A 24,486-nucleotide genomic window follows, 5' to 3' on the forward strand; every position below is an offset into this window, starting at 1 on the left:
AACTGCTAAGCCGGGGGCACGGTGGTGAAACTTCTCAAGCGTGCATGGGTTCTGTTGGTCGTGGTCGTCGCAGTGATCATCGGCGGCGTCGCGGTTATGCGACTTAATGGCGTCTTCCCTGGTCCCGGCTTGCCCAAGCCCGACCCCCGGGATGCGACCCCGCCCTACGCGGCTAAGACCGCGATCTACGAAATCCTGGGACCGGCCGGGACGACCGGCGTCGTCAACTGGATGGATGCCGACGCCCAACCGCAGAAAGCCAACTTCACCACGTTGCCGTGGTCGCAGACGATCGTCGCCGAAATGCCCGGAATCTTCGCCTATGTCGTCGCCGAAGGTGACAGCGCCACGATCGGTTGCCGGATCACCGTCGACGGCAAATTGGTCGACCAGCAACAGTCCAACGGGCGCAACGCTCAGGTCTCCTGCTTGGACAAGTCCGCGTGACCGACAACACGAGCGACACGGACGAAATCCCTGTCCCGCAGCGCGCCGAAGTTGAGCGCCACCCGCGGATTGCGCGCAGCATCCGGGTCCTCGCGCTGCCGATCATCGTGATCTGGCTGCTGATCGCTGTGGGCGTCAACGTCTTCGTCCCCCAGCTGGAGGCGGTGGCAGAGGACGTCTCGGTGCCGCTGTCACCGTCCGACGCGCCCTCAGTAACCGGGATGAAGCACATCGGGCAGAAATTCAAGGAGTACGACTCCGACAACCTCGTCCTGGTGACCCTGGTCGGTGACAAGCCGCTCGGTCCGGACGCTCACCGGTATTACGACGAGCTGGTCAGGAAGCTGAAGCAGGACACCAAGCACGTCGAGCATGCGCTCGACTTCTGGGGCCAGCGGTTCACGGCGTCGGGCGTCGAGAGCTATGACCACAAGTCGGCCTACGTCCAGGTCAACCTCCGCGGTGACCAGGGTGGGGCCGTCGGCGACAAATCCGTTGACGCGGTTCGCCAGATCGTCGAGGAGACGAAGCCGCCACCTGGGGTGAAGGCCTACGTCGCGGGTCAGGGAGCCCTGACCGACGACACGATCGTGGTGGGCAATGAAAGCCTGTTCAAGATGACGATCATCACCATCATCGTCATCGCGATCATGCTGGCGTTCGTCTATCGATCTGTCGGCACAGTGCTGCTGACGATGGTGATTCTGTTCGTCGGGCTGGCCACCGGCCGAGGCGTGGTGGCGCTGCTGGGAAGCACCGGGATCATGGGGCTGTCGACCTTTGCCGTCAATATATTGACGGCACTGGCCATCGCGGCCGGTACCGACTACGCGATCTTCATGGTGGGCCGCTACCAGGAGGGTCGCGAGCGGGGACTAGACCGCGAAGCCGCGTACTACGACACCTTCGCCGGGGTCACCAAGGTGGTGCTGGGTTCGGGTTTGACGATCGTCGGGGCGTTGGCCTGTCTGCATTTCACCCGGCTGCCCTACTTCAGTTCACTCGCGTTTCCGTGCGCAATCGGCCTGCTGGTGGTGGTGGCCGCCGGGGTGACCCTGACGCCCGCGCTGATCGCGTTCGCGAGCGGGTTCGGTGTCTTCGATCCGAAGCGAAAGTTCAACTACACCCGGTGGCGCCGCCTGGCGACGGCCATCGTGCGGTGGCCGGCTCCCATCCTCGCCACCTCGGTCATCATGGCGATTGTGGGCGCTCTTGGGTTGGCGGGCTTCAGCCCCCGCTACAACGACTTGTACTACCTGCCGAAGAGCGCGCCCTCGGTCCAGGCTTACGACGCGGCCGATCGACACTTCACTCAGGCCCGGTTGAACCCGGATCTGCTGATGATCGAATCGGACCACGATCTGCGTAATCCGACCGACATGCTGGTCCTGGACAAGATTGCCGGAGCCATCTTCCGGGTGCCCGGCATCGAACGGGTGCAAAGCATCACCAGACCTCTCGGGCCGCCGATTCAAGATGGATCTGTTCCGTTCCAGCTCAGTGTGCAAACGGCACCTATCCGCAGCAACCTGACGTACCTCAAGGACCGCGTCGCCGACATCAAGAAGATCACCGGCTTCCTCGATACTCAGATCACCCTGTTGGAGCGCCAGTACGCGATAACCCAGAAGCTCGCGGACGCCGCGGACGACAGCTCGAAAACCACCGGGGAGACGGCAGCGATCACTGACGAAATCCGGGACCATATCGCCGATTTCGACGACTTCTGGAGACCGATCCGCAGTTACTTCTACTGGGAGAAGCACTGCTACGACATCCCCATCTGCTGGTCGCTACGAAGCCTGTTCGACGCCCTCGATGGTTTCGATCAACTGGCCGAAAAGTTCCACACCCTCACCGGCGACCTCGGTAGCACGGCTAAAGCCACGCGCGAATTGCTGGCGATCATCCCAGAGAACATCGCCGTCACAAAGGCGATCCGCGATACGACGCTGAACATCTACAGCACGTTCGACAACCTGGTCGAACAGTTCGACCGGTTGACCGACACGAACGCCGCGATGGGCAAGTCCTTCAACGACTCTCAGATCGAGAGCCTGTTCTACCTGCCGCCGGAAATCTTCCAGAACCCGGACTTCCAACTGGGATTGAGCTTGATGGTGTCGCCGGACGGCAAGGCCGCACGCTTCATCATCACCCACTCGGTGGATCCGGCGACCACAGAAGGAATCGCATCCGTCGACAAGGAGCGCAACGCGGCCAAGGAGGCACTGAAACTCACCTCGCTGCAAAACGCCGACATCTACCTCGGCGGCACGGCCGCAACGTTTTACGACATCGCCACCGGCGCCAAGTACGACCTGCTGATCGCCGCGGTGGCCTCGATCGTGCTGATCTTCATCATCATGGTGATCGTCACCCGCGCTTTGGTCGCGGCTGGCGTCATCGTCGGCACGATCGTGATGTCGCTGGGGGCCGCCTTCGGGTTCTCGACACTGATCTGGCAGCACCTCATGAATTTCCAGTTGCATTGGGTGGCAACCGAATTCGCGTTGATCGTGCTTTTGGCGGTGGGATCGGACTACAACTTGATGTTGGTGTCCCGAATCGAAGAGGAAATCGGGGCGGGCTTGAAAACAGGACTCATCCGCGGCATGGGCCTCACCGGCCCGGTGGTGACGGCGGCAGGTCTGGTGTTCGCCGTCACCATGGCCACGATGATCACCAGCGATCTCCGGGCGATTGGCCAGTTCGGTACGACGATCGGGCTCGGCCTGATGTTCGACACGTTCGTAGTGCGGTCACTGATCACGCCGTCGATCATGACCGTGATGGGACGCTGGTTCTGGTGGCCGAAGCGGGTACGGGTCCGTCCCGCCAGTCAGATGCTTCGGTCCGTGGGTCCGCGCCCGCTGGTTCGAGCGCTCGTGTACCAGCCGCGGCATGGAGCTCCCGCCGAGTCGCAGCCGTAACCCTCGCTACCGGACACCGACGTACGAGTTGAACTGGGGCGTAATGATTTACGCCTTGCGCGCCTTGGCGGCTTCGCGTTTATTCTTCTCTTTCACGTGGGACGAGCAGTTATGCGACAGATCGCAATAGAACTGGTCACTGCACTCATGCGAACAATAGTTTGATGCGTACGGATGCCAGTCGGGATCGGACAGGTGCCGCTGTCGGTCGTTCGCATCGAACGTGTGGCCGCAATGCACGCAGGTCTTGATCTTGGTCTTGGCCTTAACCATAACGGTCAGGGTACGCCCGATTGGCCTGGAAACGGTGCCGATTTGAGAACGACAGTTCGTTAGCGGGCGCGATTGACGCAGCCGCAAATTGCCGACGGCACAGCCTTATCCATCCACGTCTGGATTCGCGGAGGTGTGCTAATCACCCGGGTGAACAGGTCGTTCGGGTGATGACAGCTCACCCCGCCTGGCCGCAGTCTCAGTAGGAGCAGAACGGCGCGGGATTGTCACCCCTTTTGTGGGGCCGCTGCCCCGGGCAGGACATCACGCGTGGTCGCGGCAAGGGCGGCGGTCAGTCGAAGCCGTCGGGATGACCAGGGAGGCACCCAATGCATTTTGAGGCCAAGAAGGTCGTTGTTGTCGGCGGCAGCGCCGGCATCGGTCGACAGGTCGCCATCGACATCGTCGCTCATGGCGGGAGTGCGGTGATCGTCGGACGCTCGAAAGCGCGTGTCGACGACACCGTCGCCGAGCTGAAGAGCCGGCGCGGCGACGCCTGGGGCATCGCCGCCGAGCTGACGGATCGCGCCGCGGTCGCCGAGGTGCAGCGCGCGATGTCCGCGCATCACCGCGACGCGACACTGCTCGTCAACGCGGCCGGATTCTTCATCCCGAAGCCGTTTGTCGAGTACAACCAACAGTTCTACGACTCGTACATGGAGCTCAACTTTGCCTTGTTCTTCGTGACGCAAACCGTCGTCGGCGGAATGATCGCCAAGGGCGAGGGCGGCGCCATCGTCAACGTCGGCAGCATGTGGGCACACCAGGCCGTCGGCGCGCGACCCCATCGGCGGGGCACTCGATGCAAAAAGCCGGGCTGCATGCACTCACCCACAACCTGGCCATCGAGCTTGCCGGCCACCAGATCCGCGTCAACGCGGTGGCACCGGCCGCCGTCAAGACCCCGGCGCTGGAGCGATGGGTCCCGAAAGATGAGATCGACGCCACGCTCGACACTTTCGCACCGTTTCATCCCCTCGGTCGCGTCGGTACGCCCGCCGATGTCGCCAACGCCGTCACCTATCTGCTCTCCGATGAGGCCAGCTGGGTCACCGGCGCGATTCTCAACGTCGACGGCGGCGTTATGGCCGGCCGCAACTGAAGCAGGGCCGAAACATCTTGTTGTGCTGGACAATCGAGAAGGAGGTTTGCAGTGACAGTCGATATCTTGAGGCCGGGCGGCCCGCCGGCTAAGTCTGTCGGCCGCGCGGAAGGCAAGTACGTGTTCAATGGCACGATCGGTGTCCGCCACATCGTCAATTGGGCTCAGGCACAAGGACGCTTCTCCATCCTCGAGCATCCGATGTCACCCCGAGCCCTAGCCGCACCGCTTCATCGACACCACAACGAAGACGAGTACAGCTGGATCATCGAAGGACGCGTAGGTGCGTTGCTAGGCGATGAGGTGCGCTACGGCGGACCTGGCGACTTCATTTTCAAGCCACGAGGCCAATGGCATACGTTCTGGAACGCGGGTGATGCGCCCGCCCGCATCCTGGAGATTATCTCCCCCGCAGGATTTGAGCAGTTCTTCGACGAGCTTTCCGACCTCGGCGGCATAGACGCGATATCGGCACCAGCCCTAGCCGAACTCTGTGCGCGGTACGAGCTGGAGATGGACGTCGACAGTGTCCCCGAACTATGCAACCGCTTCGGCCTGAAGTTCCCCGGCGAACCCGTCTGGTAATGAACCGCCGGGTTCGCAATCCCTTCGTGCACCAACATATTTCACACCACAAGGAGTCTCGAGATGACAACCATTACCCCGATCCTCACCGGAGTGGGCGCGCACATCGCTACCGGATACGCCGATGCTGTCGCGGTATCCGGAGGCAGCACACAGATTTTCGTCTCCGGAACACCCGGGCTGCGCGAAGACGGCACCCCGCCTGAGGACTTCGCCGACGAAGCCCGGCAGTGCTGGGCTAACGTCGAAAGCGCGCTCGGCAAGGCCGGCGCCAAGCTCACCGACATCGTCAGTGTGCGCCACTGGCTGACCAGCCGCGACGATCTGCCGGCCTACCTGCCCATGATTACCGAGATCATCCACCACGAACCGGCCGCCATGCTCTCCATCATCGACGGGCTGGTGTGGCCGAACCTGCGCCTCGAAGTCGAAGTCGTCGCCATCGTGGCGACCTGAGATTTGTACAGGATCAGCGGGATATGTCTTGGCCCGTCGACACGGTCTCGCCGACGGGTTCTGCGCGGCCGATGAAGTCGATGGCGGCATTGATCCCAGGTCGGTGTCGCAGGATGCGGTAGTGCGCCAGGCGCCCCAGCCCGCGAGTGGTCATCAGTGTCGCGCCCGGCCAGAGATCGGCAAGTTTCTCACTCATGTCGTGCGGGCTGTCGGGGTCGTCGGGATCGTGGATGATCAGCAGCGGCGGCGGAGTGTCCAGGGTGGTCGCGATTCGATTGATATCGGTGTCGAACAGCGGCATCTTCAGACGCCGATCGAGGCGCCGATGCAGACCGCCGAGGATGCGCGGTCCGAAACCGTGACGATCGGCGAAAATATCTAGGTACCAAGAGAAGTCACCCATCGGTGCCAGAAATACCAGGCGTTCGGCCTCCGCGCCTCGGGCGACGGCCAGCGCGGCCGCTTTGGCGCCCAGGGAGTGCCCCACGATTGCGCGCGCAGGTCCGTGTGTGCGCACAAAAGCCCGCACCGCTTCGGCGCATTCGACGATCGTCGTACGTCCCGGCGCGAGCTCGCCCGGTTCGGATTCGTTGTGGCTCGGCAGATCGAAGGCGATGACCCGGTGTCCCGCTTCGACAAGCGGTTTCACGAAGACTCCGAGATGCGCGCGGCATCCGCCCCAGCCGTGCACCAGATACACCGGAGGCCCGTCGCCCCAGCACTCCCCCGCGATCCGGTGTCCGTCCCAGCGTGCCTCGAGAGGCTCGCCCGGCGGGACGCCGGGCGGCATGCGAAGGCTCGCGTCGACGGCCGGCGGCGTACACCACAACTCGACAGCCCACTTCGAACCGATTGCCGGGGCGAATCGTTCGAGCAACCCCAGCGCCCGCCGCACCCACGGCTCGACGGGAGGCTCGATGCCAGAGCCCGCTTCGGTTCCGGACACTCCACTTTCACCAACCATCAGTCCCTCCTTTCCGACGAGGGGTGGGCCACCTCATGCACGTGCCGTCACTGTCCATCGCCCGGAGGTCCCGGGCTCGTGGGACTCGTCGGGTTCGTGGGAGTCGTCGAGCTAGTAGGGCTCGTGGGGCTCGTCGGAGTAGTAGTGCTCGTGGGCGTGGGAGTCGCAAGGCCTGGGCCTACACCACACCAGTCCGCCACATCTTTCGGGTACTGCTCAAGCGGCGGAGGACAACGCTGGCCCGGCGGGAAATTGGCGCCGGCGTTGAGCAGATCGCAGGGCACATAGACCTGCTTGCCCGTCTGAGTGTTGGTCAGACATTTCGTCGGCGGCTGGCCATGGGCGTTGACGGGAACAACAGCCGCCACCACCACGGCGCCGAGCGCCCAAGCAAGACGGCGATAGGTCATCAAAGCTCCTCATTGCGGTGTCGGGGCGTGCACTACGTGACATCGCCGTCGTATGACGATTAAAGCCGCTCACCCCGGGAATCATTCAACCCCGTAGATGCGGCGAGTACCCAATATCGCCCTGAACCGCACATTCTCAGTGAGGCTCCGACAGTCGAACTTGACACAAAAATCGTGCTTACCAGCAGAAATGAGGAATTTCGCTACTTGAAACGACGCGTGAGGGTTTGCGAATACGCCCAGAGACTTGGGCGCCGGCGCTCATTCCGTGCCGAAGGCAAAAACCGTCGTCGAATCGTAGGTCTGGCCCGGATTGAGCGTGGTGGTCGGGAAGTTCGGGTGATTCGGCGAATCCGGGTAGTGCTGGGTCTCCATCGTGAATCCCGCGCCCTGCCGGTAGATATGCCCGCTGGTGCCGGTGAACGCACCGCCGATGAAGTTAGACGTATAGAACTGCACACCGGGTTCGGTTGTGGAGACAGTCAGGGTGCGCCCCGTCTGCGGATCCTCGGCCCTGGCCGCCTCGACGAGCCCAGCGTTGTTGTCGCGGTTGATCACCCAGTTGTGGTCGTAACCGTGAGCCAACAACAGCTGCGGGTCATTCGCGGAGATATGCGTGCCGATCGCGGTCGGTGCGGTGAAATCGAACGGCGTGCCCTGCACCCGGGCGATCTGGCCGGTAGGGATCTGCGCAAGGTCGGTAGGCGTGTAGTTGTCCGCGTGGATGGTGAGCCTCTGGCCGTAGATATCGAGCGTGTCCTCGCCTGCCAGGTTGAAGTAGCTGTGATTGGTCAGGTTGATCACCGTCGGCGCATCGGTGGTCGCGTGGTAGTCGATGCGCAGTTCGTTCTTCTGGTTCAGGGTGTAGGTGACAATGGTCGTCAGTGTTCCGGGGTAACCCATTTCGCCTGCGGGACTGACATATTGAAGCTTCACGCCCACGCGGTCGCTACTGTTCTGCTGACTGGCCTGCCACACCTTCGTATCGAAACCCGCGGTGCCGCCATGCAGGCTGTTGCCATCGTTGTTGATCGGCAGGTGATACTCGTTGCCGCTCAACGAGAAGGTGCCCTTGGCGATCCGGTTGCCATAGCGGCCGACGATCGCGCCGAAATAGGTCTTGGCGGATCCGGTGTTGTCCAGGTAACCGGCCAGGGTCGGAAAGCCCAACACCACATTGCCGACATGCCCGGTGCGATCAGGGACCTCGATCGACTGAATAATGCCGCCGTAGGTCAGGATTCGCACGCGCATGCCGTGCCCGTTGGTGAGCGTGTAGCGGGTCACCGGGGTTCCATCCACCTGACCGAACGGCTCGTCGGCGATCGACGGCGGCTCTGCGGGCGCGGTGGTCGTGTCGCTGCATGCCGCCAAGCCCACGGCACCGAGCGCGATCAGTTGAAGCAATCTTTTACTGCTCATGATGAGTCAAGGATCGTCCATTCGCAGCAACAGGTCGAGGCATCCGATCCAGTCAGACGAAAGGGTCGTCGAGCGCGAGCACCAGCTTGCCGGTGTTGTCACCGCGAAACAGTGCCAACAAGACCTCGGGAAAGTCGCTGACGTCGCCGCGCACAACCTGCTCACGCGAACGCAATTCACCGCGGTGCAGCCAATTCGCCAGCTGCGCAACGCCTTCACCGTATCGGTCGGCGTAGTCGAAGATCACGAAGCCGGTCATGGAAGCGCGAGCAACCAGCAGCTGCATGTAGTTGCGCAGCCCGCTGAGCTCACCGGTCGCGTTGTACTGCGAGACGGCCCCGCAGAGCACGACGCGTGCGCCGAGAGCCAGCCGCGACAGCACGGCCTCCAGGACCTTTCCCCCTACGTTGTCGAAGAAGACGTCAATCCCATTGGGCGCGTGCGCCTTGAGCTGCTTGCGCAGATCGTCTGCCTTGTAGTCGATGGCAGCGTCGAAGCCGAGCTCTTCCACCAGCCAGCGGCACTTGTCTTGGCCGCCGGCGATGCCGATCGTACGGCACCCGTTGATCCGTGCGATCTGTCCGACGACGCTGCCGACCGAACCGGCAGCCCCCGACACGACGACGGTCTGGCCGGGCCGCGGTGAGCAGCCCGAAATAGGCCGTCAGCCCGCTGATGCCAAGGGCACCGAGATGCACCGGAGCGGGCGCGAGGGTGGTGTCGACTCGGGTGACGCCGGCACCGTCGGAAAGCGCGTAGCGCTGGACGCCGAAGGTGCCATACGTCTCGTCACCGACCGCGAAATCCGGGTGCCGCGACTCGATGACGCGTCCGATGCCAGCGGCGCGCATCACCTCGCCGATCTCCACCGGCGGCACATACGACCGGCCCGCGTTCATCCATGTCCGCATCGCCGGATCGACCGACACGTACTCGACCCGCACCAGGAACTCGCCGTCGGCCGGGGTCCCGGCGGGCGCGTCCGTGATCTGCCAATCCGATTGCTTGGGCAGGCCGACCGGACGCGCCGCCAGCCGGCACTGGGCGTTGGCAAGCGTCACGATTCACCTTTCTGGACGGCGCTGAGGGTTTCCCGGCCACCGGGGTCTTCGGCGGTGGAGGGCACGACGGCGACGCAGTCTGCGCCGGCCTCGCGGTAGGTGTTGAGCCGCGCCGCGATTCGATCGCCGGATCCCAAGGCAGCCACGTTGTCGAGGAGTTCGACGGGAATGGCTGCCGCGAGGTCGCGGCGGGTCGCGCCGGTCCGGGCCTTGACGACGAGTTCGCGAAAGCCCAAGGCGCTGAACATCTCGCCGTAGCCGGGTGGGCTCAGGTAGACCGCCAGCTGACCAGCCAGTTGGGCATGTGCGGCCGAACCGGGATCGAGCGCAACCGGCACCCACACCGTGAGGCGCGGCGCGGCTCGACCGGCCGCGGCGGCGGCGGCATCGATCGCCGTCCGAACCTCCGCGACGCGGGCCGGTGAGGCGAGGTTGAGCACGACCTCGTCGGCGGATTGCGCTGACAGGCGGATCATGCCAGGACCGAACGCCCCCAACGCGATTCGTGTGTCGGGGCAGGGGTGGCGCAGCCGAAACCCGCGGCTGCTGATGTGCCTGCCGGCATACTCGGTGCGCTCGCCGTCCAGCATCGACCGCAGGCATTCGATGGTTTCGCGCATCACCGGCACGTGGTGCGCCCAGCCACGGTCATGCCAGCCGGCCACGATCGCCGGACTCGAAGCCCCCAGCGCAATATCGACGGGGCTGCCGGTGAGGGACGCGACCGAACTCACACCGAGCGCCAGCGTCACCGGCCCCCGAACCGCGACCGCCAGCGGCCCGATCTTGAGCGGCAATCCGGGCGCACGCAACCCGACCGCTGTAGCGAGCGCGAACGCGTCGTAGGTGGCCATCTCCCCGATCCATAGCGCGTCGCAGCCGGTATCGGACGCCGCCAGCGCGATATCCATCGCCTCGTGATCGGGACGGTCCAGCCAGAACGGCAGGACGACCTGGAGACCGCTCATAGCATCGAAACGTCGGCGGGCAGGTCGAGCAGGAGCCGCCCGGGCAGCTCACGCGAGGCCTCGTTGACCTGGAAGTGGGCGGTGGCGGTGAACGCGTCGCGGAATCGGCGTTGCAGGGGCGCGCCGTCGTAGATGGCGCTGCCGCCCGCCAGGTCATACATGGTGCGCACGACATCGGCCGACGTCCGTACGGCGTGCGTGGCCGCCAGCCGTAGCCGGCTGCGCAGCGCCACCGGCACCGAGTCGGCATGTTGGCTGGCCTGCCAGGCGTCCTCGATTGACTCGTAATACAGTGCACGGGCGGCACCCAGGGTGGCCTCGGCGGTCGCCACCCCCGCCTGGGTCGCCGGACGTTCGGCCAGAGTGCGCGTCGCGCCCAGCCCCTTCTTGCCGCCGGCCAGCTCGACGAGGTCGTCGATCGCGGCGCGCGCGTTACCCAGCGCGGCGGCACCGATGCACAGCGCGAAGAATCCGAACACCGGGAAGCGATACAGCGGCCGGTCTATCACCGGCCCGTCGAACACCGAGAACACGCGGTCGGCGGGCACGAAGACCTCCTCGGCGACGCTGTCGTGGCTGCCCGTTCCGCGCAGGCCCAGCGTGTGCCAGGTGTCGAGCACCCGCAGGTCGCCCTTGGGCAGCACGACGACGGAGGGCACGCGCCCATCGTCGACGAAGCAGCCGGCGAACATCATGTCGGCGTGGTTGATCCCGCTACAGAAGGGCCAACACCCGGACACCACGACGCCGCCGTCGACCGACCTTGCCTTGCCGCGCGGCGCCCAGACCCCCGCGGCGACACCCTGACCACCGCCGAACATCTCGTCGCGAGTGTCCGGCGGCAGGTAGGCGACCAGCAAGGCACTGGTGATCGCGATCGACACGCACCATCCCGCCGAGGTGTCGCCACGCGCCACAGCTTCGGCGCACCGCAGCGCCGGCCCGGGCGCGAGCTCGAGCGCGTCGACCTCCCGCGGCATGGTGGCGCGAAGGAAGCCGGCCTCGCGCAGCCGGGCTACCAGCCCGTCCGGGAGTCGACGTTCGCGATCGATCTCCGCCGACATCTCCCCCGCCGCAAGCGCGATCTTCGCGGCCAGGGTTTCGAGTTCGGTGTCGCTGTGATTCATCGGGGCTCCCAGGTACCGGCAGTCGGTTCAATTTTGTTACCATTTAAGGTACAGCAATTGAACCAAGTAAAGTAAATGAACTGTGGCCCTCACCGACCTGTCGCACCGCTTCGAAGGGGAGTCGGTAGGTCGCGCGCTCGAACTGGTTGGCGAGCGCTGGACGCTGCTGATCATGCGGGAGGCCTTCTTCGGGGTGCAGCGCTTCGGCCAGCTCGCACGCAACCTCGGCATTCCGCGGCCCACGCTGTCCTCGCGACTGCGGACGCTCGTGGATACCGGCCTGCTCGATCGAGTCCCCTATTCCCGGGATCCCGAGCGCCACGAGTACCGGCTCACCGACGCGGGGCGCGAGCTCTTCGGAGCGATCGTCGTCCTGATGCGGTGGGGTGACGAGCACCTGCCGAACGCAGACGGGCCACCGATTGTGTTGCGACACCAAACCTGTGGCAAGCCCATCGATGCCCGCCTGGTCTGCGCACACTGCGGCGACGAGATCACCGCGCGCAACGTGACACCCGAAGCCGGACCCGGCTTCCGGGCCAAGCAGGCAGCGCCTGACAATTCGCGACCACCCGAACGGCGGTCGCCCGGACAACCATGACCGGCTCAGTCGACGAGATCGGCTGGCGTGTAAGCTATTTCGAAAGCCGTGCGGCCGAACTCGTGTTTCGGGCCTGAATCGAATTGGTGAGCCGACTCACCGCCATTCGTCAGTTCGATTTGTCGAATCGCTGGCGCTGCCGAACCCCATATGCGGCCGCCTTGACGGCCTTGTCATTCTCCATCCCCGACCCCAAGGCACCGCCCAGTGTTGCGACCGCCGCCACCAGCCAAGCCATCAACAACAGGGTCGAGAGATCGACGGGATGGCCGATGTTGTGAGCGACCAATTCCGGCGGAAGCGTCCACCAGGCGGTCACGAGCAGCAGGATGAACAGCCCAAGATGGAGAACAGCGACACCGATGGTCAGGCTCACGACAGTTGCTGCGTTGTACAACACCGCGCGTTCGCGTTGGCCGGCCGACGGCGGCCGTTCCCATAATTTGTGGTCAAGGATGAGCCACCCGATCATGGCTGCGCTCGCCAAGATCGTCGCCGCGCTCAACCGCCGGGGGCCCATGGTGTCGGACAATTGCCAGATCGTCGGATACGCCAAACTCACGGCCCCAGCGGCGAACGCCGCCATCAACACTTTGGACAAACCAGCAGCCAATCGCCACGGGCGGTTGGCGTAAACCATGCCCATCAGAAGCTGTAGACGCGACAAGGCTGTCGGCGCGACGTAGCGGACAACATCGCCCTCCTGCGTCCGTACCAGCCGCTTTACGCATTCGTCTTGCTTGTCTGACGGGGACGTCACCTCGGCCACAAATATCTGCGCCAAGTTCCTCACCCGGCGATCCATGAACGCACCGCCCACTGCAGGGATGGAAATCAGCCCAAACCGGTCTCGCACGCTGATGTCAACAATCACCGGAGTCGTCCCGTGACGTCGTACTAGATCGGTCAGATAGATGACGATGTCCTCGGCCTCGCCAGCCGGGTCAACGGTGCGGATCACCTCCACGACCCCGGCATGCTCATCGACGGGATAGGAGTCGCGTCGCACAGACACGTCCCACTGGCCATTCGCGGGAGCCCAGTCCGTCAGCGAATCAGCAAGACGTTCGGCGATCACCGCCGGAACACCGGGATCGGCGATCAACAAGATTGACGACGAAGCGGCTGGCATTGCGCCAGGCGTACCCGTAACCCACCGCGCGAAACGTCCCTGGTGGCCGCATGCGTCCTTCGCCGAACTGCGCCGGACGTCTCTTCCACGCTCGATACCGACGAGCGTTGTCGAAATTTCCGCGCCTACCGGTCATCCAGCTTGACTGTGACGGTCACACGACCCCGGTCGTCACGGCTGGCGACGGCGTGCCCAGTTTGATCGGTTCCGTTGAGCTGCAGTGTAATTGGACCGCCGCCATCCAGGAAGTTTCGCCACCAGTTCTTGGCGTCGGGAAGCATGACACGGATGGCGATCTCGTCACCGATCCGCCGGTAACTCACCGGTGTCGTGAACGTCTTGCCCGAGCGACGGCCGACGTACGAAATCACTGTCGTGTTTCGGCGCATCACTTTGCCCACCCGCGGCGCATCGAGGAGCTTGGCCACGACACCGTTGACGGCGGGCACTAAGGGGGTGCCGAATATTCCGCGGCGCATCACATCTCCTTAGGGCAGTTCGCTGAGTACTAGCCTAGTGGCGCCGCAGCCCGGGCACAGCAATGTAAGCGGTGCCGCCCTTGCGGATACGCACGCGGACGCATGCCGTGAGCCAGCAGCCGCACCTCAGTTTGCCCCGAGCTTGCCGATCGAAGTGACGCGGATGCCTTCCTAACGTAGGACCGAAATCAAGTCGACTTGTAATAGGAGTGCAAAGCGGCTGTGCAGAGCCCGACCCGGTCAGGACTCTGATCTGCCACCGGTCATGATTGTCGCCATCCGAGCCTTGATTTCTCCATATGTGATGGCTTGCGAACCAGGCCTCGGGATGCGATCGACGTCGACCTTCGGCGTCAACAAGTGCTTTCCGGCGACTTTCCGACGCAGAGCAGCCACCGTGCAGTTCTCTCGCCCCAGCCGCTCAACCCCGCTATATCCGAAGGCATTCGCGGCATTGCGCCACGCAATGGCCTCGACCTCGTCATCCGAACAGCCCTGGAGGTCCGCGGCGAGTTGTTCGGGAGCGTCGGGCCAGCTTGAATCCGAATGCGGGTAATCCATCTCCCAGCAGATGGTCTCAATGCCGATGCGGTGCCGGTTCTCGATGCCTACGCGATCCCGAATGAAGCAGGACAGGAAGTTTCGCCGGAATACGTCCGTTGGGAACACGCCGTTGCCAAGATCATCGCCCGTCCAGGCTCGCTGACGCCTGTAGACGTCCTCGAAGCGCTCCAGCAGGAATGGAATCCATCCAATGCCGCCCTCGGACAGAGCGAACTTGACCTTCGGGAACTCCTTGACAACCCGCGAGAAGAGGAGGTCCGCGGTGAACCGTCCCGTATCCAGTGCCAGCATCGAGTTGTACGCGAGATAGCTCGTCTGATCGGAGGGCACCGGCAGACCGCCGCCGGTTCCGATGTGAATGTTGACAACGGTGTTGTTCTCGCAAATGGCTTCCCACAACGCATCCCAGTGCTTGTCCTGCCACGGCGGCTGCCCGTAGTTGGAGATGTGTTGCGGGACCGTCACGGCCCGGCAGCCCAGCGAAGCCAGCCGACGCACTTCCGCGGCCGCTTGCTTCGAATCCCACAGTGGGAGAATCCCCATCGGAATGAAGCGGTCAGGGTGAGCGCCGCACCAATCTTGGATGTGCCAGTCGTTGTAGGCCTTGACCATCACGCCGGAGATCTCGCGATCGCCGCGGAACGTGAAAAGGGCGCCCGAGATGGTCGGGAACGAAGGGAAACAGACGGACGCCAGCACACCACAGGCATTCATGTCGTCGACGCGGGCGTCGATGTCATAACATCCCTTACGCATGTCCTCGAACCGCGATGGTTCGAACCCCCACTCGTCGTTGGGTCTACCGGCCACTGCGTTCAGACCGATGTTGGGCAACTTCACACCGTCGTAGACCCACGCAACCGAGCCGTCCGGCTCTTCGACAATTCGGGGTGCGTCGTCTGCGTATTGCGCCGGCACGTGTTTGGCGAACATGTCGGGGGGCTCGACGGTGTGGTCATCCACACTGATCAACACCAGATTCAACGGATCGACCATCATGGCACTCCTTCAGCTGATCGCTCGCTTGGTACGAATCGGCACTGCTTATTCAGTTGGTCGACATTCGGGTTCAGCTGCGGCGCAACAACATCATCGTCGTGCCACTGTTGGCCCCTCCGACACCACAGGCCGCCAGTTCGGCGCCGACGACCTGTCTCGCCCCGCCGTCACCGCGCACTTGCACACAGGCCTCGTGCAGATGGCCGAAGCCATGCAAGCGCCCCCCCGACAGCCGTCCGCCGGCCGTGTTGATAGGCAGCGCACCGCCGAGGGAGAAGCGCGCCGGTTCGGCCACCCATTCCCCCGATTCGCCGAACTTGCAGAACCCGAAGTCCTCGAGGAAGCACAACACGAAGACGCTGAAGCCGTCGTACAACGACGCGTAGTCGACGTCGTCGGGCGTGAAATCCGTTCGGTCCCAGAGGGTCGACCACCGCGAGTTGAGCCGGGCGATGTCCTGGCCGCCTTCCCACAGGAACCGATCGTGGTGCGCACAGTCGAGCGCTTCCACCACGACCCCTGGGTGGTCCAGTGCAGCGGCATGTTCGGCCCGCGAGACCACGAACGCCGTCGCGCCGTCGCACGCGATATCGCAGTCGTACATGCACAGCGGGTCCGAGACCATGCGAGCCCCGAGATAGTCGGCCAAGTCGATTGGTTCGGTGTACACCGCCTTGGGATTCAGCTTCGCGTGTGCGCGCTGCACGATGGCCACCTGCGCGAGTTGCTCGCGGGTCAACCCGAATCGGTCCATCCGCGAACGTAGCTGCAGCGCGGCGAGGTTGGCCGCCGAGGCACCGTAGGGCAGCTGCCACCCGAGTTGCCCGCTCGCCCTGCTGCCTGCCGGCACCCCGTAACCTCGTCGCCGGTCCGCGCCCTGAGCGGTTCCCTCCCAAATGCTGCGCCAACACAGCACGTGGTTAGCCATCCCGCCGGAGACAGCGAGCATCGCGTCGACGACGGCACCGAGTTGCCCCGGGTACTCAACCCGCCGGCCACCCAGTTGGGGCGTATCCCGAGAGCGTCGTGGATTTCCCGTAGCCCGGCGCCCGAGAATCCGTTGCCGGCCATCGACGCGCCGGGATAGGTGGTGAGGCCATCAATGTCGGCCAGGGTGAGCCCCGCATCCTGGACTGCGGCCACACACGCGTCGACCGTGAGCTGCAGGGGATCGCGTCCGAGACGCCGTCCGATGTCGGACTGGCCGATGCCGCTGACTATCACATCGTCCGTCAATCGACCTGCCATCAGCGCTCCGGGGTGAACAGCGGAATGTACACGTCCTCGCCGTCGCCGTCCGTCCCGATGTCGAACCTGACGCGCACCGGCATGCCGCAGCAGACCGAATCCGGTTCGACGTCAACGAGGTTCGTCAAGACGCGAACACGCCCGTCCTCGACCGGGTTCACGAAGGCGATGACATAGGGAGTGGGGATTCCCGGGAAGAAGGGATGATGGTTGACGGTCCACGACTCGACAGTGCCGCGACCCGACAGCGTGACCCACTCCGGCACCGCGTGATCGAACTGGCAACGCAGCGTGGGCGGATGGATGAACCGCTCGCAGTCCGGACAGCGCTGCAGACGCCAGACACCTTCGGCGCCCGACGTCCAATACGGTCGGTTGATCGCGGTGACGGCGGCGAGCGGGCGTCCGCCCGCCTGCGATATGTCAGTCATCAACGCCGAAGATGAATCGGTCGGCAATGGCGTGCTCGTTGCGAATCGACATCTCCTGCGCGGTGTTCAGCCACAGCCCCTCGAATCCCCGTAAATGCATGCCCGCGTGGATTGCGTCGATGTTCTTGAGGTCCTGGGTGGGCAGTTCGCCCCACCCGTCGTGATCCTGCCAGCGTTCGACTTCCAGCCAGCTCGTCTCCGGAACTTGCCCCGCGGGAAAGTGTTCGAGTGAGAACATCTCAAACACACAGCGATTCGGGTCCTCGGCATCGGGCAGCATGCGATAGCCGAGGACACAAGACTTCTCTACGAGAATGACCAGGGTCGGGAACACGTGCCAATCCCCGTTGCCCGCGAAGTACTGTTCCATCGTCATCTTCGGGAAGTCGACACCCTCCGCGAGCGCCAATTCCTCGCACATCTGGTGGTACAGCACGAAAGGTGGTATATCGCTGGTCTCCATGGACGCCAGCTTCTGTGCGGCGCGGTAATCCCGCTCTGTGACGAGCGAACCCACCTCGAGGTAGTTGTACTGCATCGAGTTCGCGAATACCTCCGGCCGCGCTGCCTGCTCCTTGCGAGCGCTGTCGCGGTCACCGCTATCTGGTCGTGCCGTGTACACGAACCGTGAGTGATTCCGATACGGGATCGTCGGGGTGTACGGCGCGTAGACGAATTCCTGGGGCGGCGCCGGTTCCGCCGAGGGCCGTGGCCCCTGCACCGCCCGCAAGGTCTGTGGATGGGTTCCCGGCGTGTGGTAGCCCTCGATGAATGCGTCGATCACGGTCTTGTAATTGGCGGCGAGCGTAGTGCGCTTTCTCCAGCGAAACCGCATGTCCTGCAAGCGGAACGGGGCCAGGGCCGTCGGGAGCGGGTCCAGCCATTCCAGCAGATCTGGCGCGTTCTCGGCCATGCTGATGAAGACCCAGCCGCCCCAGGTTCCCACCGAGACGGGACGCAGCGACCACTGCTCACGCGGACGATTAAGGAACTCGTCCCGAGACGGGACGAACGACGAGCGGCCATCGAAGCCGTATCGCCAGCCGTGGAACGGACAGCGCAGTTCGCCATCGCTCGCACACCCGGCACCGCGCACCACCTTCATCCCGCGATGCGTGCACGCGTTGTAAAAGGCCTTGATGGTACCGTCCTTCTGCCGCACCACCATGATCGACTGCCTGCCGATGGTGTACTCGCAGTAGCTGCCGGGGTTCGGAATCTCCTCCTCACGGCAGGCCGGCTGCCACACCGCGGTGAACAGCCGCTCGAGTTCGAGCTGGAGAAACTCGCGATCGATGTAGCGAGTCTTCGGCACGAACGTCTCACCGCACGCGTACCTCTGCGGGACCTTCCCCTTGGTCTCCGGTTCGATAGCATCGTCGATCGCGGTCATCGCGCACCCCTTTCGGTGCTCAGCTCGCGGGTGGTTTGTCAAAGATGTTGGGGTACAGGACCGCTTCCTTGAACGAGGTCTCGATTTCGGTAAATGCAGTCGGGATGTCCCACGTCCCCAACGCCGACACGATCTCGCGTTCCACCACTGGATTGGACATCAGACTGATTCGGCCGTTGCCGGCGAAAATCACCCGTCGGTTGAGCCATTCCGATTGCTCACTGGCGAGGTACACGACGGGAGGCACCACGTTCTCGGGAGCAAGGCGTCGATTCTCCGACGAGTAGTCCATGCTGCCGCCGCCCTTGATCCCCTGGGTCATCCGAGTGCCGGCGATCGGGGCAACGGCATTGGAGCGCACCCCGTAGCCCTTGAGCGCGTTGGCGCACGAAAACGTCAGCCCAACGATGCCCATCTTGGCGGCGGCGTAATTGGGTTGGCTCGGCGCACCTTGCAGGCCGGACATCGAGGTGAAGTTGATCAGGCGGTATTGGCCGCCGCGATTCTCCCGCCACCAGGCGGCGGCGTGCCGCGTCAGGTTGAACGTGCCCTTCAGATGCACCGCGATCACGGAGTCGAAGTCCTGTTCGCTCATCTTGAAGACCATGCCGTCGCGCAGGATGCCTGCGGCGTTCACCATGACGTCCAAGCCACCCAGCGTCGCCGCCGCCCGATTGATCAGCTCCTCGCAGGCGGCGAAGTCCGTGATATCGGTGGCATCGGAGAATGCCTTGCCACCGCGCTCGTTGATGGCCGCGGCCACACTCTCGGCGGGGCCGGCGTCGTGGCCGCTGCCGTCCACGGCGACCCCCGCATCGGAAACCATCACGGTGGCGCCTTCGGCGGCCAGACCTTCCGCCACCGCGGCACCGATGCCGCGACCGGCACCGGTCACCAGGGCTCTGCGACCGTCGAGAACGCCCATGCTCGCCTCCTGATCTTTCGCCTCAGCTACAAGACAACTAGGCATGAACTGTATATGTGTTCGGCCTGCTCGTGACCGCGGTCATTCGAAACCCCATTCGGCGTATCGGCGCTCGAGTTCGGCCATCGCCTCCCGCGCGCCGCGCGCCGTGCGCTCCTTCATGAAATTGAATTCGTCGTCTCGCCAGGCAAGGTTCGTGAATACGCTGTGCCCCATCGGAACCCAATCTGCGAACTGCGCCATGCCGACGGCATTCCAGAACGTGATCAGCGCGTGCTTGCCGATCATCAGGCCGTCGGCCGAGTGGTGTGCGATCGCTCGCGCGTAGCGCATTGCCTCGTCGCGCAGCGCGTCGGCGGGGACCACGGAGGCGGCGACTCCCCATTCCTTCAGCTCTGGGGCGCGCACCTTCCGCCCGGTGATCATGGCCTCGTACCCGCGGTTCGGGCCGAGCTTGAGCAGCGTGAGCGGCATGGCCGTGGAGAAGCCGGCGAACCCGATCCGCGCCTGCGGCCGGGCGATGTACATGTCGTCGGAGACCACAAGGATGTCGGCCGCCAATGCCAGATTCATCCCGGCGCCGACAGTGGCGCCCTGGCAGGCGGCGATGACCGTCTTCGGGAACTCGAGCCAGTTCGTCAGGTGCCGGTGCAGGCGTCGGGCGTTGCCCAGCCTCGCCGTCTGCGGCAGCCGTTTACCCTTGGTCAGTCCGGCTTGTTCGACCGGCAGTCGCCGGACATCGTCGCCGCTGGAGAAGTCCTTCCCGACGGCCGCCAGCACCACGACCTTGACCTCGTCGTCTGCCTCGGCACGATCCAATCGATCCTTGAACAATCCGTGCATATCCGGCGACAGGATCGCGTTTCGCCGATCGGGCCGATTGATGGTGATGACGGCGATGTGGGGTTCGACGACCTCGTAGCGGACCCAGTCCTCGTCGACCAAGAATTCGTCGCCGTCGCTCGTGTCGTCGCCCATCACGCCGCCTCTCCGATGCGCCAACGGCGCTGCACACAAGAACACTATCCGATTAAGTGTTCACCACTGATAATGTTCGCCCATGCCTCGAATCGCGATCAACAAGAGCGTCGATGCACCCGCCGCGACCGTCTGGACGCTGCTGGCCGATTTCGCCGACGTCAGTTGGATTCCGGTTGCGGTGCGTGTCGACGTCGAGGGTGTTGGCGTCGGTATGAGCCGGTCGATCCACGGCGGTGGCGTCGTGCCGGTAGTCGAAACGCTGACGCATCTCGACGAGCGCGGCATGCAGCTCGGCTACTCGATTGCCGGAAACCCGCTGCCGGTAAGCCGATTCGAGGCGCTCGTCGAGGTTCGACCCGAAGTGGACGCCAGTAAAGCAACCGTTACGTGGAACGTGGACTACGACCCGATCGGGTCGACCGAGAACGACGCCGCGGCGGCGCGCGAATCAATCGAGGCCGTCTACGACATGATGGCCGGCTGGTTGGCCGACGCGGCCGCCGCGGGGGGCCGAACGTGACCGAGCACGACTACGGCGTACCGCTTTCAGCGGCAGATCGGGCGTTTCGTGACCATGTGCGCGAGTTCCTGACCATCGCGCTGGACTCAGAAATCCGGTCGAGAGCTCGCACCGAGTCCGCACGACTGGATCGAATGCGCCTGTGGCAGCGGCGCCTTCACGATGCCGGACTAGCTGCCATCTCCTGGCCGACCGAGTTCGGCGGGCGCGGCGCCACGCCGGTGCAGCAACTGATCTTCGCCGCCGAGCTGGCCGCGGTCCGCGCACCCGAGCCGATCAATCGCAGCGCCATCAACCAGCTCGGCCCCACGATCATCCAGTGGGGCACTGCGGAACAGCGCGACTACTACCTGCCGCGCATCCTGTCCGCCGAAGACGTGTGGTGTCAGGGATTCAGCGAACCCGACGCGGGCAGCGACCTCGCCTCGCTGACCACCCGAGCGCGGGTCGAGGGTGACGAGCTGGTCGTCAGCGGTCAGAAGGTATGGACGTCCAAAGCGCATTACGCGAACCGCATCTACCTGCTCGCTCGAACCGATCCGAATGCCGATCCCCGCAAGGGAATCAGTTACATCCTTGCCGACCTCGCCTCGGCGGGCATCGACGTCAGGCCCATCCGCCAAATCTCCGGAGACTCCGAGTTCAGCGAGGTCTTCTTCGACGATGTCCGCGTGCCCCTGAGCAACGTGCTGGGTCCACTGCACGACGGCTGGCGGGTGGCGAAGTCGACATTGGGCTACGAGCGGGTCGGTCAGAGCCGCACCCATCGCATCGAGCGTCGGCTCGACATCCTGATCGAGATGGCAAAAGACAGTGGTGCGCTGAACGACAGTGGTCGAGCCGACGACTACATCACCGACCACCTGGTGCGTTTCGCGGCCCAGGTGGAGGCGTTGCGCCAGATCTCGTCCCAGGCGACCGCCGCCGGCATTCGCGGGGTCAGCCCGGGACCGGAAGCATCGGTTGCCAAATTGCTGACTTCCGAGGTCGATCAGGCGATGGCGAACTTCGGCCTCGACCTGGCCGGCCCCGCGGGGATCCTGGAGCCTGGTTCACCGTCCGCCGCCAAGCACGGCAATGTCGCCAAGAGCTACCTGCTGATGCGGGCCGCGACGTTCGGGGCGGGCACCTCGGAAATCCAGCGAAACGTCATCGCCGAGAGACTGCTGGGGCTTCCCCGTGACCCGTGATCCCGAGCCATCGCTGCACGACATTGCCGACACCGCAGCCCAGCTCGCGCAACTGCGAACAACCGCTGACGAACTGCTGGGCCGGATCTGGAGCGTCGAGCGCACCCGCGGACTGCTCGACGGGCCGGGGCCGTCCTTCGACGAAGACCTCTGGAAGGTCGTCGCCGAAATGGGGTGGCCGGATGTTCTGGTCGCCGAATCGCAGGGCGGCGGAGGTGGCGGCCTGCGCGAGCTGTGTGTGCTCGTCGAGGCCGCCGGTGCCGCGGCACTGCCCGTGCCGCTTGCCGCGGTGGCGGCCGCGAAGTGGTGCGAGCAGCGTTGCTCCGACGGTGTCACTCTGGCCCTCGACGACACCGACGCGAAGGTGAACGCCGACAGCGTCAGCGGAGGTTGGCCGGCGGTGCCGTTCGGCGGTGCCGCCGACAGGCTGCTCGTCCTGGGGAGACAAGACGGAGACTCCATCCTGGGCGTGGTGGACGCCAACGGACCGGGCGTGCAGCGGGAATCCGAGCGACCTTTGGATCACAATCCTGCGGCGAGCATCGCCCTCGTTGACGCTCCACTCCGTGCGGTCGCCACGGGCGCAACCGCTATCCGCCGGTATCACGACGCGGTCAACAGGATGCGGCTCGCCACGGTGGCGGAGTTGGTCGGGATCGCCTCGGCGGCCAATGACGCCGCGGTCGAGTATGCGAAGATGCGGGTCACGTTCGGGCGCCCGATTGGGACGCGACAAGCGATCAAACACCGCCTGGTGGACCAACGTACGGTGATCGAGATTGCCCGAGCTCTGGTGAATCGCGCCGCCGACGCCTGCGAACTGCAACACCCCGACGCCGACCCGCTGCTGTCGTTGGCGGTCTTCTGGGCGGTCGACTCGTTGCGACGAGTACCGGAAGGAGCCATTCAAGTGTTCGGCGGAATCGCGTACACCTGGGAGCACGACGCCCACGTGCACCTGCGCCAGGCGGCGACCCGGGTGGCGTTGCTGGGTCCCCGCGACCGGCATCGTGCCGTCGTCGCGGCGTGGCTCCGGACCCGCTGAGTCTCAGCGGTAGTCGAGTACGACCGGAAGACGGTCGTAGGTGTGCACCAGCGCCGACGGCCGAAGCACACCCTCGCCGGTGACGCGTAAACCTTTGGCACGCTTGATCATCTCGTCGAGGACGAAGCGTGCTTCGCGCCGGGCAAGGGCGGCTCCCATGCAGAAATGCTCTCCCACACCGAAACCGAGATGACTGGCTGCATCGGCCCGGTGCACATCGAAGGATTCAGCGGTCGAACCCCAGTGGTCGGCGTCCCGATTGGCCGACGCGTAGGCCAGCAGCAGACCGTCGCCTTCGCGGATGGTGACGCCTCGGACCTCGACGTCGTGAGCCGCCTGGCGCGCCATACTCATCACCGGCGTCCACCACCGCAGGACTTCCTCGACGGCGTTGTCGCCCACTTTCGGTTCGGCGAAGGCCTGCGCGGCCTGGTCCGGGTGCATAGCGAAACACGCGGCGATGCCGGCGATCACGCTCTGCGTCGTCTCGCTGCCCGCGGCCAGCAGTGTCAGCGCATACGTCATCACCTGAATCTCGTTGAACGGCTCGCCATCGATGCGCACCTGCGACAGCATCGACAGCAGATCGTCGGTGGGGTCCTTGGAGCGCTCGGCAACCAGCGCCATCAGATAGGGTGCCACCTCACCAAAGATGGTCTCCATGTCACCGTCGTCGGCGACGCCGCTACCCACCTTGGCGATCGTGGTGGCCCACGCCGCCACCTTCGGCCAGTCCGCCTCCGGAACACCGAGCAGGTAGGCGAAAACGTAGACGGGAAAGGGCTCCGCGACGCGCTCGATCCAGTCGAACTCGCCGTCGGGGAGCCCGTCGAAGATCGACGCGATCACCTCGCGTACCCGTGCTTCGAGCTTTGCGACGGCCGCCGGTGTGAACCGCACGCCAATCACCTTGCGATGAGCACGATGTTCCGGTGGGTCCATGAAAAGGATGCCTCTACCCCCGTAATTCTGGGGGTCCCGGCCCTCGCGATGGGCGATCAGATCCATCATGATCGCGATGCGTTCGGACCTGAATTTCTCCGGCCGCGCCGAGATCGTCTTGATGTCCTCGTATTTGGTGATCACCCAGAATCTTCCCTGCTCGTACCAGTGCACGGGATCGGTCTCGCGCAGCTGCCGGAACGTCGCGTTGGGGTCGCCGAGGTAGAAAGAGGCATCCTCGAAACGCGCGTCAGACCGCGCTGTGGTCATCGCCATAGGATAGACAAT

23 protein-coding genes and 2 pseudogenes are annotated in these 24,486 nt (G+C 64.4%); 10 read left to right on the plus strand and 15 right to left on the minus strand.

The annotated features are described in order from the left end of the window. Positions 1-24: 24 nt before the first annotated feature. Together G6N54_RS10205 and G6N54_RS10210 are read left to right on the plus strand one after the other, a co-directional pair. Positions 25-447, plus strand: a complete 423-nt coding sequence (locus G6N54_RS10205; protein WP_179969193.1) for an MmpS family transport accessory protein — start codon at positions 25-27, stop codon at positions 445-447. Further along, positions 444-3,380, plus strand: coding sequence for an MMPL/RND family transporter (locus G6N54_RS10210; protein ID WP_163789921.1), 2,937 nt, complete (start codon positions 444-446; stop codon positions 3,378-3,380). Before G6N54_RS10205 ends, G6N54_RS10210 begins: the two co-directional genes overlap by 4 nt. 48 nt (positions 3,381-3,428) lie before the next feature. On the opposite strand, the gene G6N54_RS10215 is transcribed toward G6N54_RS10210, so the two are convergent. Beyond that, positions 3,429-3,653: a ferric uptake regulation protein gene (locus tag G6N54_RS10215; protein WP_163789922.1), complete on the minus strand. Its 225-nt coding sequence runs from the start codon at positions 3,651-3,653 to the stop codon at positions 3,429-3,431. A 329-nt stretch (positions 3,654-3,982) separates the two neighbouring features. Here G6N54_RS10215 and G6N54_RS31310 point away from each other — a divergent pair. The 3 genes and pseudogenes from G6N54_RS31310 (at position 3,983) to G6N54_RS10230 (ending at position 5,796) form a co-directional block, all read left to right on the plus strand. After that, positions 3,983-4,755: pseudogene (locus tag G6N54_RS31310) on the plus strand (SDR family NAD(P)-dependent oxidoreductase). A gap of 51 nt (positions 4,756-4,806) precedes the next feature. Further along, the gene (locus G6N54_RS10225; RefSeq protein WP_232073565.1) at positions 4,807-5,340 is read left to right on the plus strand and encodes a cupin domain-containing protein; all 534 of its coding nucleotides are present in this window, start codon (positions 4,807-4,809) and stop codon (positions 5,338-5,340) included. 63 nt (positions 5,341-5,403) lie between these two features. Beyond that, entirely contained in the window at positions 5,404-5,796 is a 393-nt protein-coding gene (locus tag G6N54_RS10230) for a Rid family hydrolase (protein WP_163789923.1), read from the plus strand. Positions 5,797-5,809: 13 nt separating this feature from the next. On the opposite strand, the gene G6N54_RS10235 is transcribed toward G6N54_RS10230, so the two are convergent. The 5 genes and pseudogenes from G6N54_RS10235 to G6N54_RS10255 all read right to left on the minus strand — a co-directional run bounded on the left by G6N54_RS10235 (position 5,810) and on the right by G6N54_RS10255 (position 11,748). Then, positions 5,810-6,760 (minus strand): alpha/beta fold hydrolase, encoded by a 951-nt coding sequence (locus G6N54_RS10235; RefSeq protein WP_163789925.1) that lies wholly within the window; start codon positions 6,758-6,760, stop codon positions 5,810-5,812. Between the two features lie 671 nt (positions 6,761-7,431). Beyond that, a complete protein-coding gene (locus tag G6N54_RS10240) occupies positions 7,432-8,592 on the minus strand; it encodes an aldose epimerase family protein (protein WP_163789927.1) in 1,161 nt (386 codons plus the stop codon). Between the two features lie 52 nt (positions 8,593-8,644). Continuing rightward, a pseudogene (locus G6N54_RS10245) lies at positions 8,645-9,653 on the minus strand (NADP-dependent oxidoreductase). Continuing rightward, entirely contained in the window at positions 9,650-10,621 is a 972-nt protein-coding gene (locus tag G6N54_RS10250) for an LLM class F420-dependent oxidoreductase (RefSeq protein WP_163789929.1), read from the minus strand. The pseudogene G6N54_RS10245 and the gene G6N54_RS10250 overlap by 4 nt, the downstream one beginning before the upstream one ends. Next, a complete protein-coding gene (locus G6N54_RS10255) occupies positions 10,618-11,748 on the minus strand; it encodes an acyl-CoA dehydrogenase family protein (protein WP_163789930.1) in 1,131 nt (376 codons plus the stop codon). The genes G6N54_RS10250 and G6N54_RS10255 overlap by 4 nt, the downstream gene beginning before the upstream one ends. Positions 11,749-11,830: 82 nt before the next feature. Between G6N54_RS10255 and G6N54_RS10260 the strand changes: the two genes are divergently transcribed. Continuing rightward, complete coding sequence (locus G6N54_RS10260) at positions 11,831-12,349, plus strand: winged helix-turn-helix transcriptional regulator (protein WP_163789931.1); 519 nt, start codon at positions 11,831-11,833, stop codon at positions 12,347-12,349. Positions 12,350-12,458: 109 nt separating this feature from the next. On the opposite strand, the gene G6N54_RS10265 is transcribed toward G6N54_RS10260, so the two are convergent. The 4 genes from G6N54_RS10265 to G6N54_RS10280 form a co-directional block, all read right to left on the minus strand. Beyond that, positions 12,459-13,481, minus strand: a complete 1,023-nt coding sequence (locus tag G6N54_RS10265; protein WP_163789932.1) for a hypothetical protein — start codon at positions 13,479-13,481, stop codon at positions 12,459-12,461. Positions 13,482-13,606: 125 nt separating this feature from the next. Next, positions 13,607-13,960, minus strand: coding sequence for a hypothetical protein (locus tag G6N54_RS10270; RefSeq protein WP_163789933.1), 354 nt, complete (start codon positions 13,958-13,960; stop codon positions 13,607-13,609). Positions 13,961-14,200: 240 nt separating this feature from the next. After that, positions 14,201-15,520: an amidohydrolase family protein gene (locus G6N54_RS10275; protein WP_163789934.1), complete on the minus strand. Its 1,320-nt coding sequence runs from the start codon at positions 15,518-15,520 to the stop codon at positions 14,201-14,203. A gap of 73 nt (positions 15,521-15,593) precedes the next feature. Further along, a complete protein-coding gene (locus G6N54_RS10280; RefSeq protein ID WP_232073569.1) occupies positions 15,594-16,373 on the minus strand; it encodes a thiolase family protein in 780 nt (259 codons plus the stop codon). 66 nt (positions 16,374-16,439) lie between these two features. Here G6N54_RS10280 and G6N54_RS30400 point away from each other — a divergent pair, with 66 nt between their 5' ends. Further along, positions 16,440-16,610, plus strand: coding sequence for a hypothetical protein (locus tag G6N54_RS30400; protein ID WP_232073571.1), 171 nt, complete (start codon positions 16,440-16,442; stop codon positions 16,608-16,610). A gap of 160 nt (positions 16,611-16,770) precedes the next feature. On the opposite strand, the gene G6N54_RS10285 is transcribed toward G6N54_RS30400, so the two are convergent. The 4 genes from G6N54_RS10285 to G6N54_RS10300 form a co-directional block, all read right to left on the minus strand. Then, positions 16,771-17,202, minus strand: a complete 432-nt coding sequence (locus G6N54_RS10285) for a Zn-ribbon domain-containing OB-fold protein (RefSeq protein ID WP_163789936.1) — start codon at positions 17,200-17,202, stop codon at positions 16,771-16,773. Next, positions 17,195-18,595 (minus strand): aromatic ring-hydroxylating oxygenase subunit alpha, encoded by a 1,401-nt coding sequence (locus G6N54_RS10290; RefSeq protein WP_163789937.1) that lies wholly within the window; start codon positions 18,593-18,595, stop codon positions 17,195-17,197. The genes G6N54_RS10285 and G6N54_RS10290 overlap by 8 nt, the downstream gene beginning before the upstream one ends. Positions 18,596-18,614: 19 nt before the next feature. Further along, the gene (locus G6N54_RS10295; RefSeq protein WP_163789939.1) at positions 18,615-19,520 is read right to left on the minus strand and encodes an SDR family NAD(P)-dependent oxidoreductase; all 906 of its coding nucleotides are present in this window, start codon (positions 19,518-19,520) and stop codon (positions 18,615-18,617) included. 81 nt (positions 19,521-19,601) lie between these two features. Next, positions 19,602-20,498 carry an enoyl-CoA hydratase/isomerase family protein gene (locus G6N54_RS10300; RefSeq protein WP_232073579.1) on the minus strand — a complete coding sequence of 299 codons (897 nt, stop codon included), beginning with the start codon at positions 20,496-20,498 and terminating at the stop codon, positions 19,602-19,604. Positions 20,499-20,580: 82 nt separating this feature from the next. Here G6N54_RS10300 and G6N54_RS10305 point away from each other — a divergent pair, with 82 nt between their 5' ends. The 3 genes from G6N54_RS10305 to G6N54_RS10315 are packed head-to-tail and all read left to right on the plus strand — an operon-like array spanning position 20,581 to position 23,256. After that, a complete protein-coding gene (locus G6N54_RS10305) occupies positions 20,581-21,021 on the plus strand; it encodes an SRPBCC family protein (RefSeq protein ID WP_163789943.1) in 441 nt (146 codons plus the stop codon). Further along, complete coding sequence (locus G6N54_RS10310) at positions 21,018-22,211, plus strand: acyl-CoA dehydrogenase family protein (protein ID WP_163789945.1); 1,194 nt, start codon at positions 21,018-21,020, stop codon at positions 22,209-22,211. The genes G6N54_RS10305 and G6N54_RS10310 overlap by 4 nt, the downstream gene beginning before the upstream one ends. Next, positions 22,201-23,256 carry an acyl-CoA dehydrogenase family protein gene (locus G6N54_RS10315; protein ID WP_163789948.1) on the plus strand — a complete coding sequence of 352 codons (1,056 nt, stop codon included), beginning with the start codon at positions 22,201-22,203 and terminating at the stop codon, positions 23,254-23,256. The genes G6N54_RS10310 and G6N54_RS10315 overlap by 11 nt, the downstream gene beginning before the upstream one ends. 3 nt (positions 23,257-23,259) lie before the next feature. Here G6N54_RS10315 and G6N54_RS10320 read toward each other — a convergent pair whose 3' ends face one another. Further along, complete coding sequence (locus G6N54_RS10320; RefSeq protein ID WP_232073581.1) at positions 23,260-24,468, minus strand: cytochrome P450; 1,209 nt, start codon at positions 24,466-24,468, stop codon at positions 23,260-23,262. Positions 24,469-24,486: the final 18 nt, after the last annotated feature.

The sequence above is a fragment of the Mycobacterium stomatepiae genome, from assembly GCF_010731715.1.
Lineage (GTDB): Bacteria > Actinomycetota > Actinomycetes > Mycobacteriales > Mycobacteriaceae > Mycobacterium > Mycobacterium stomatepiae.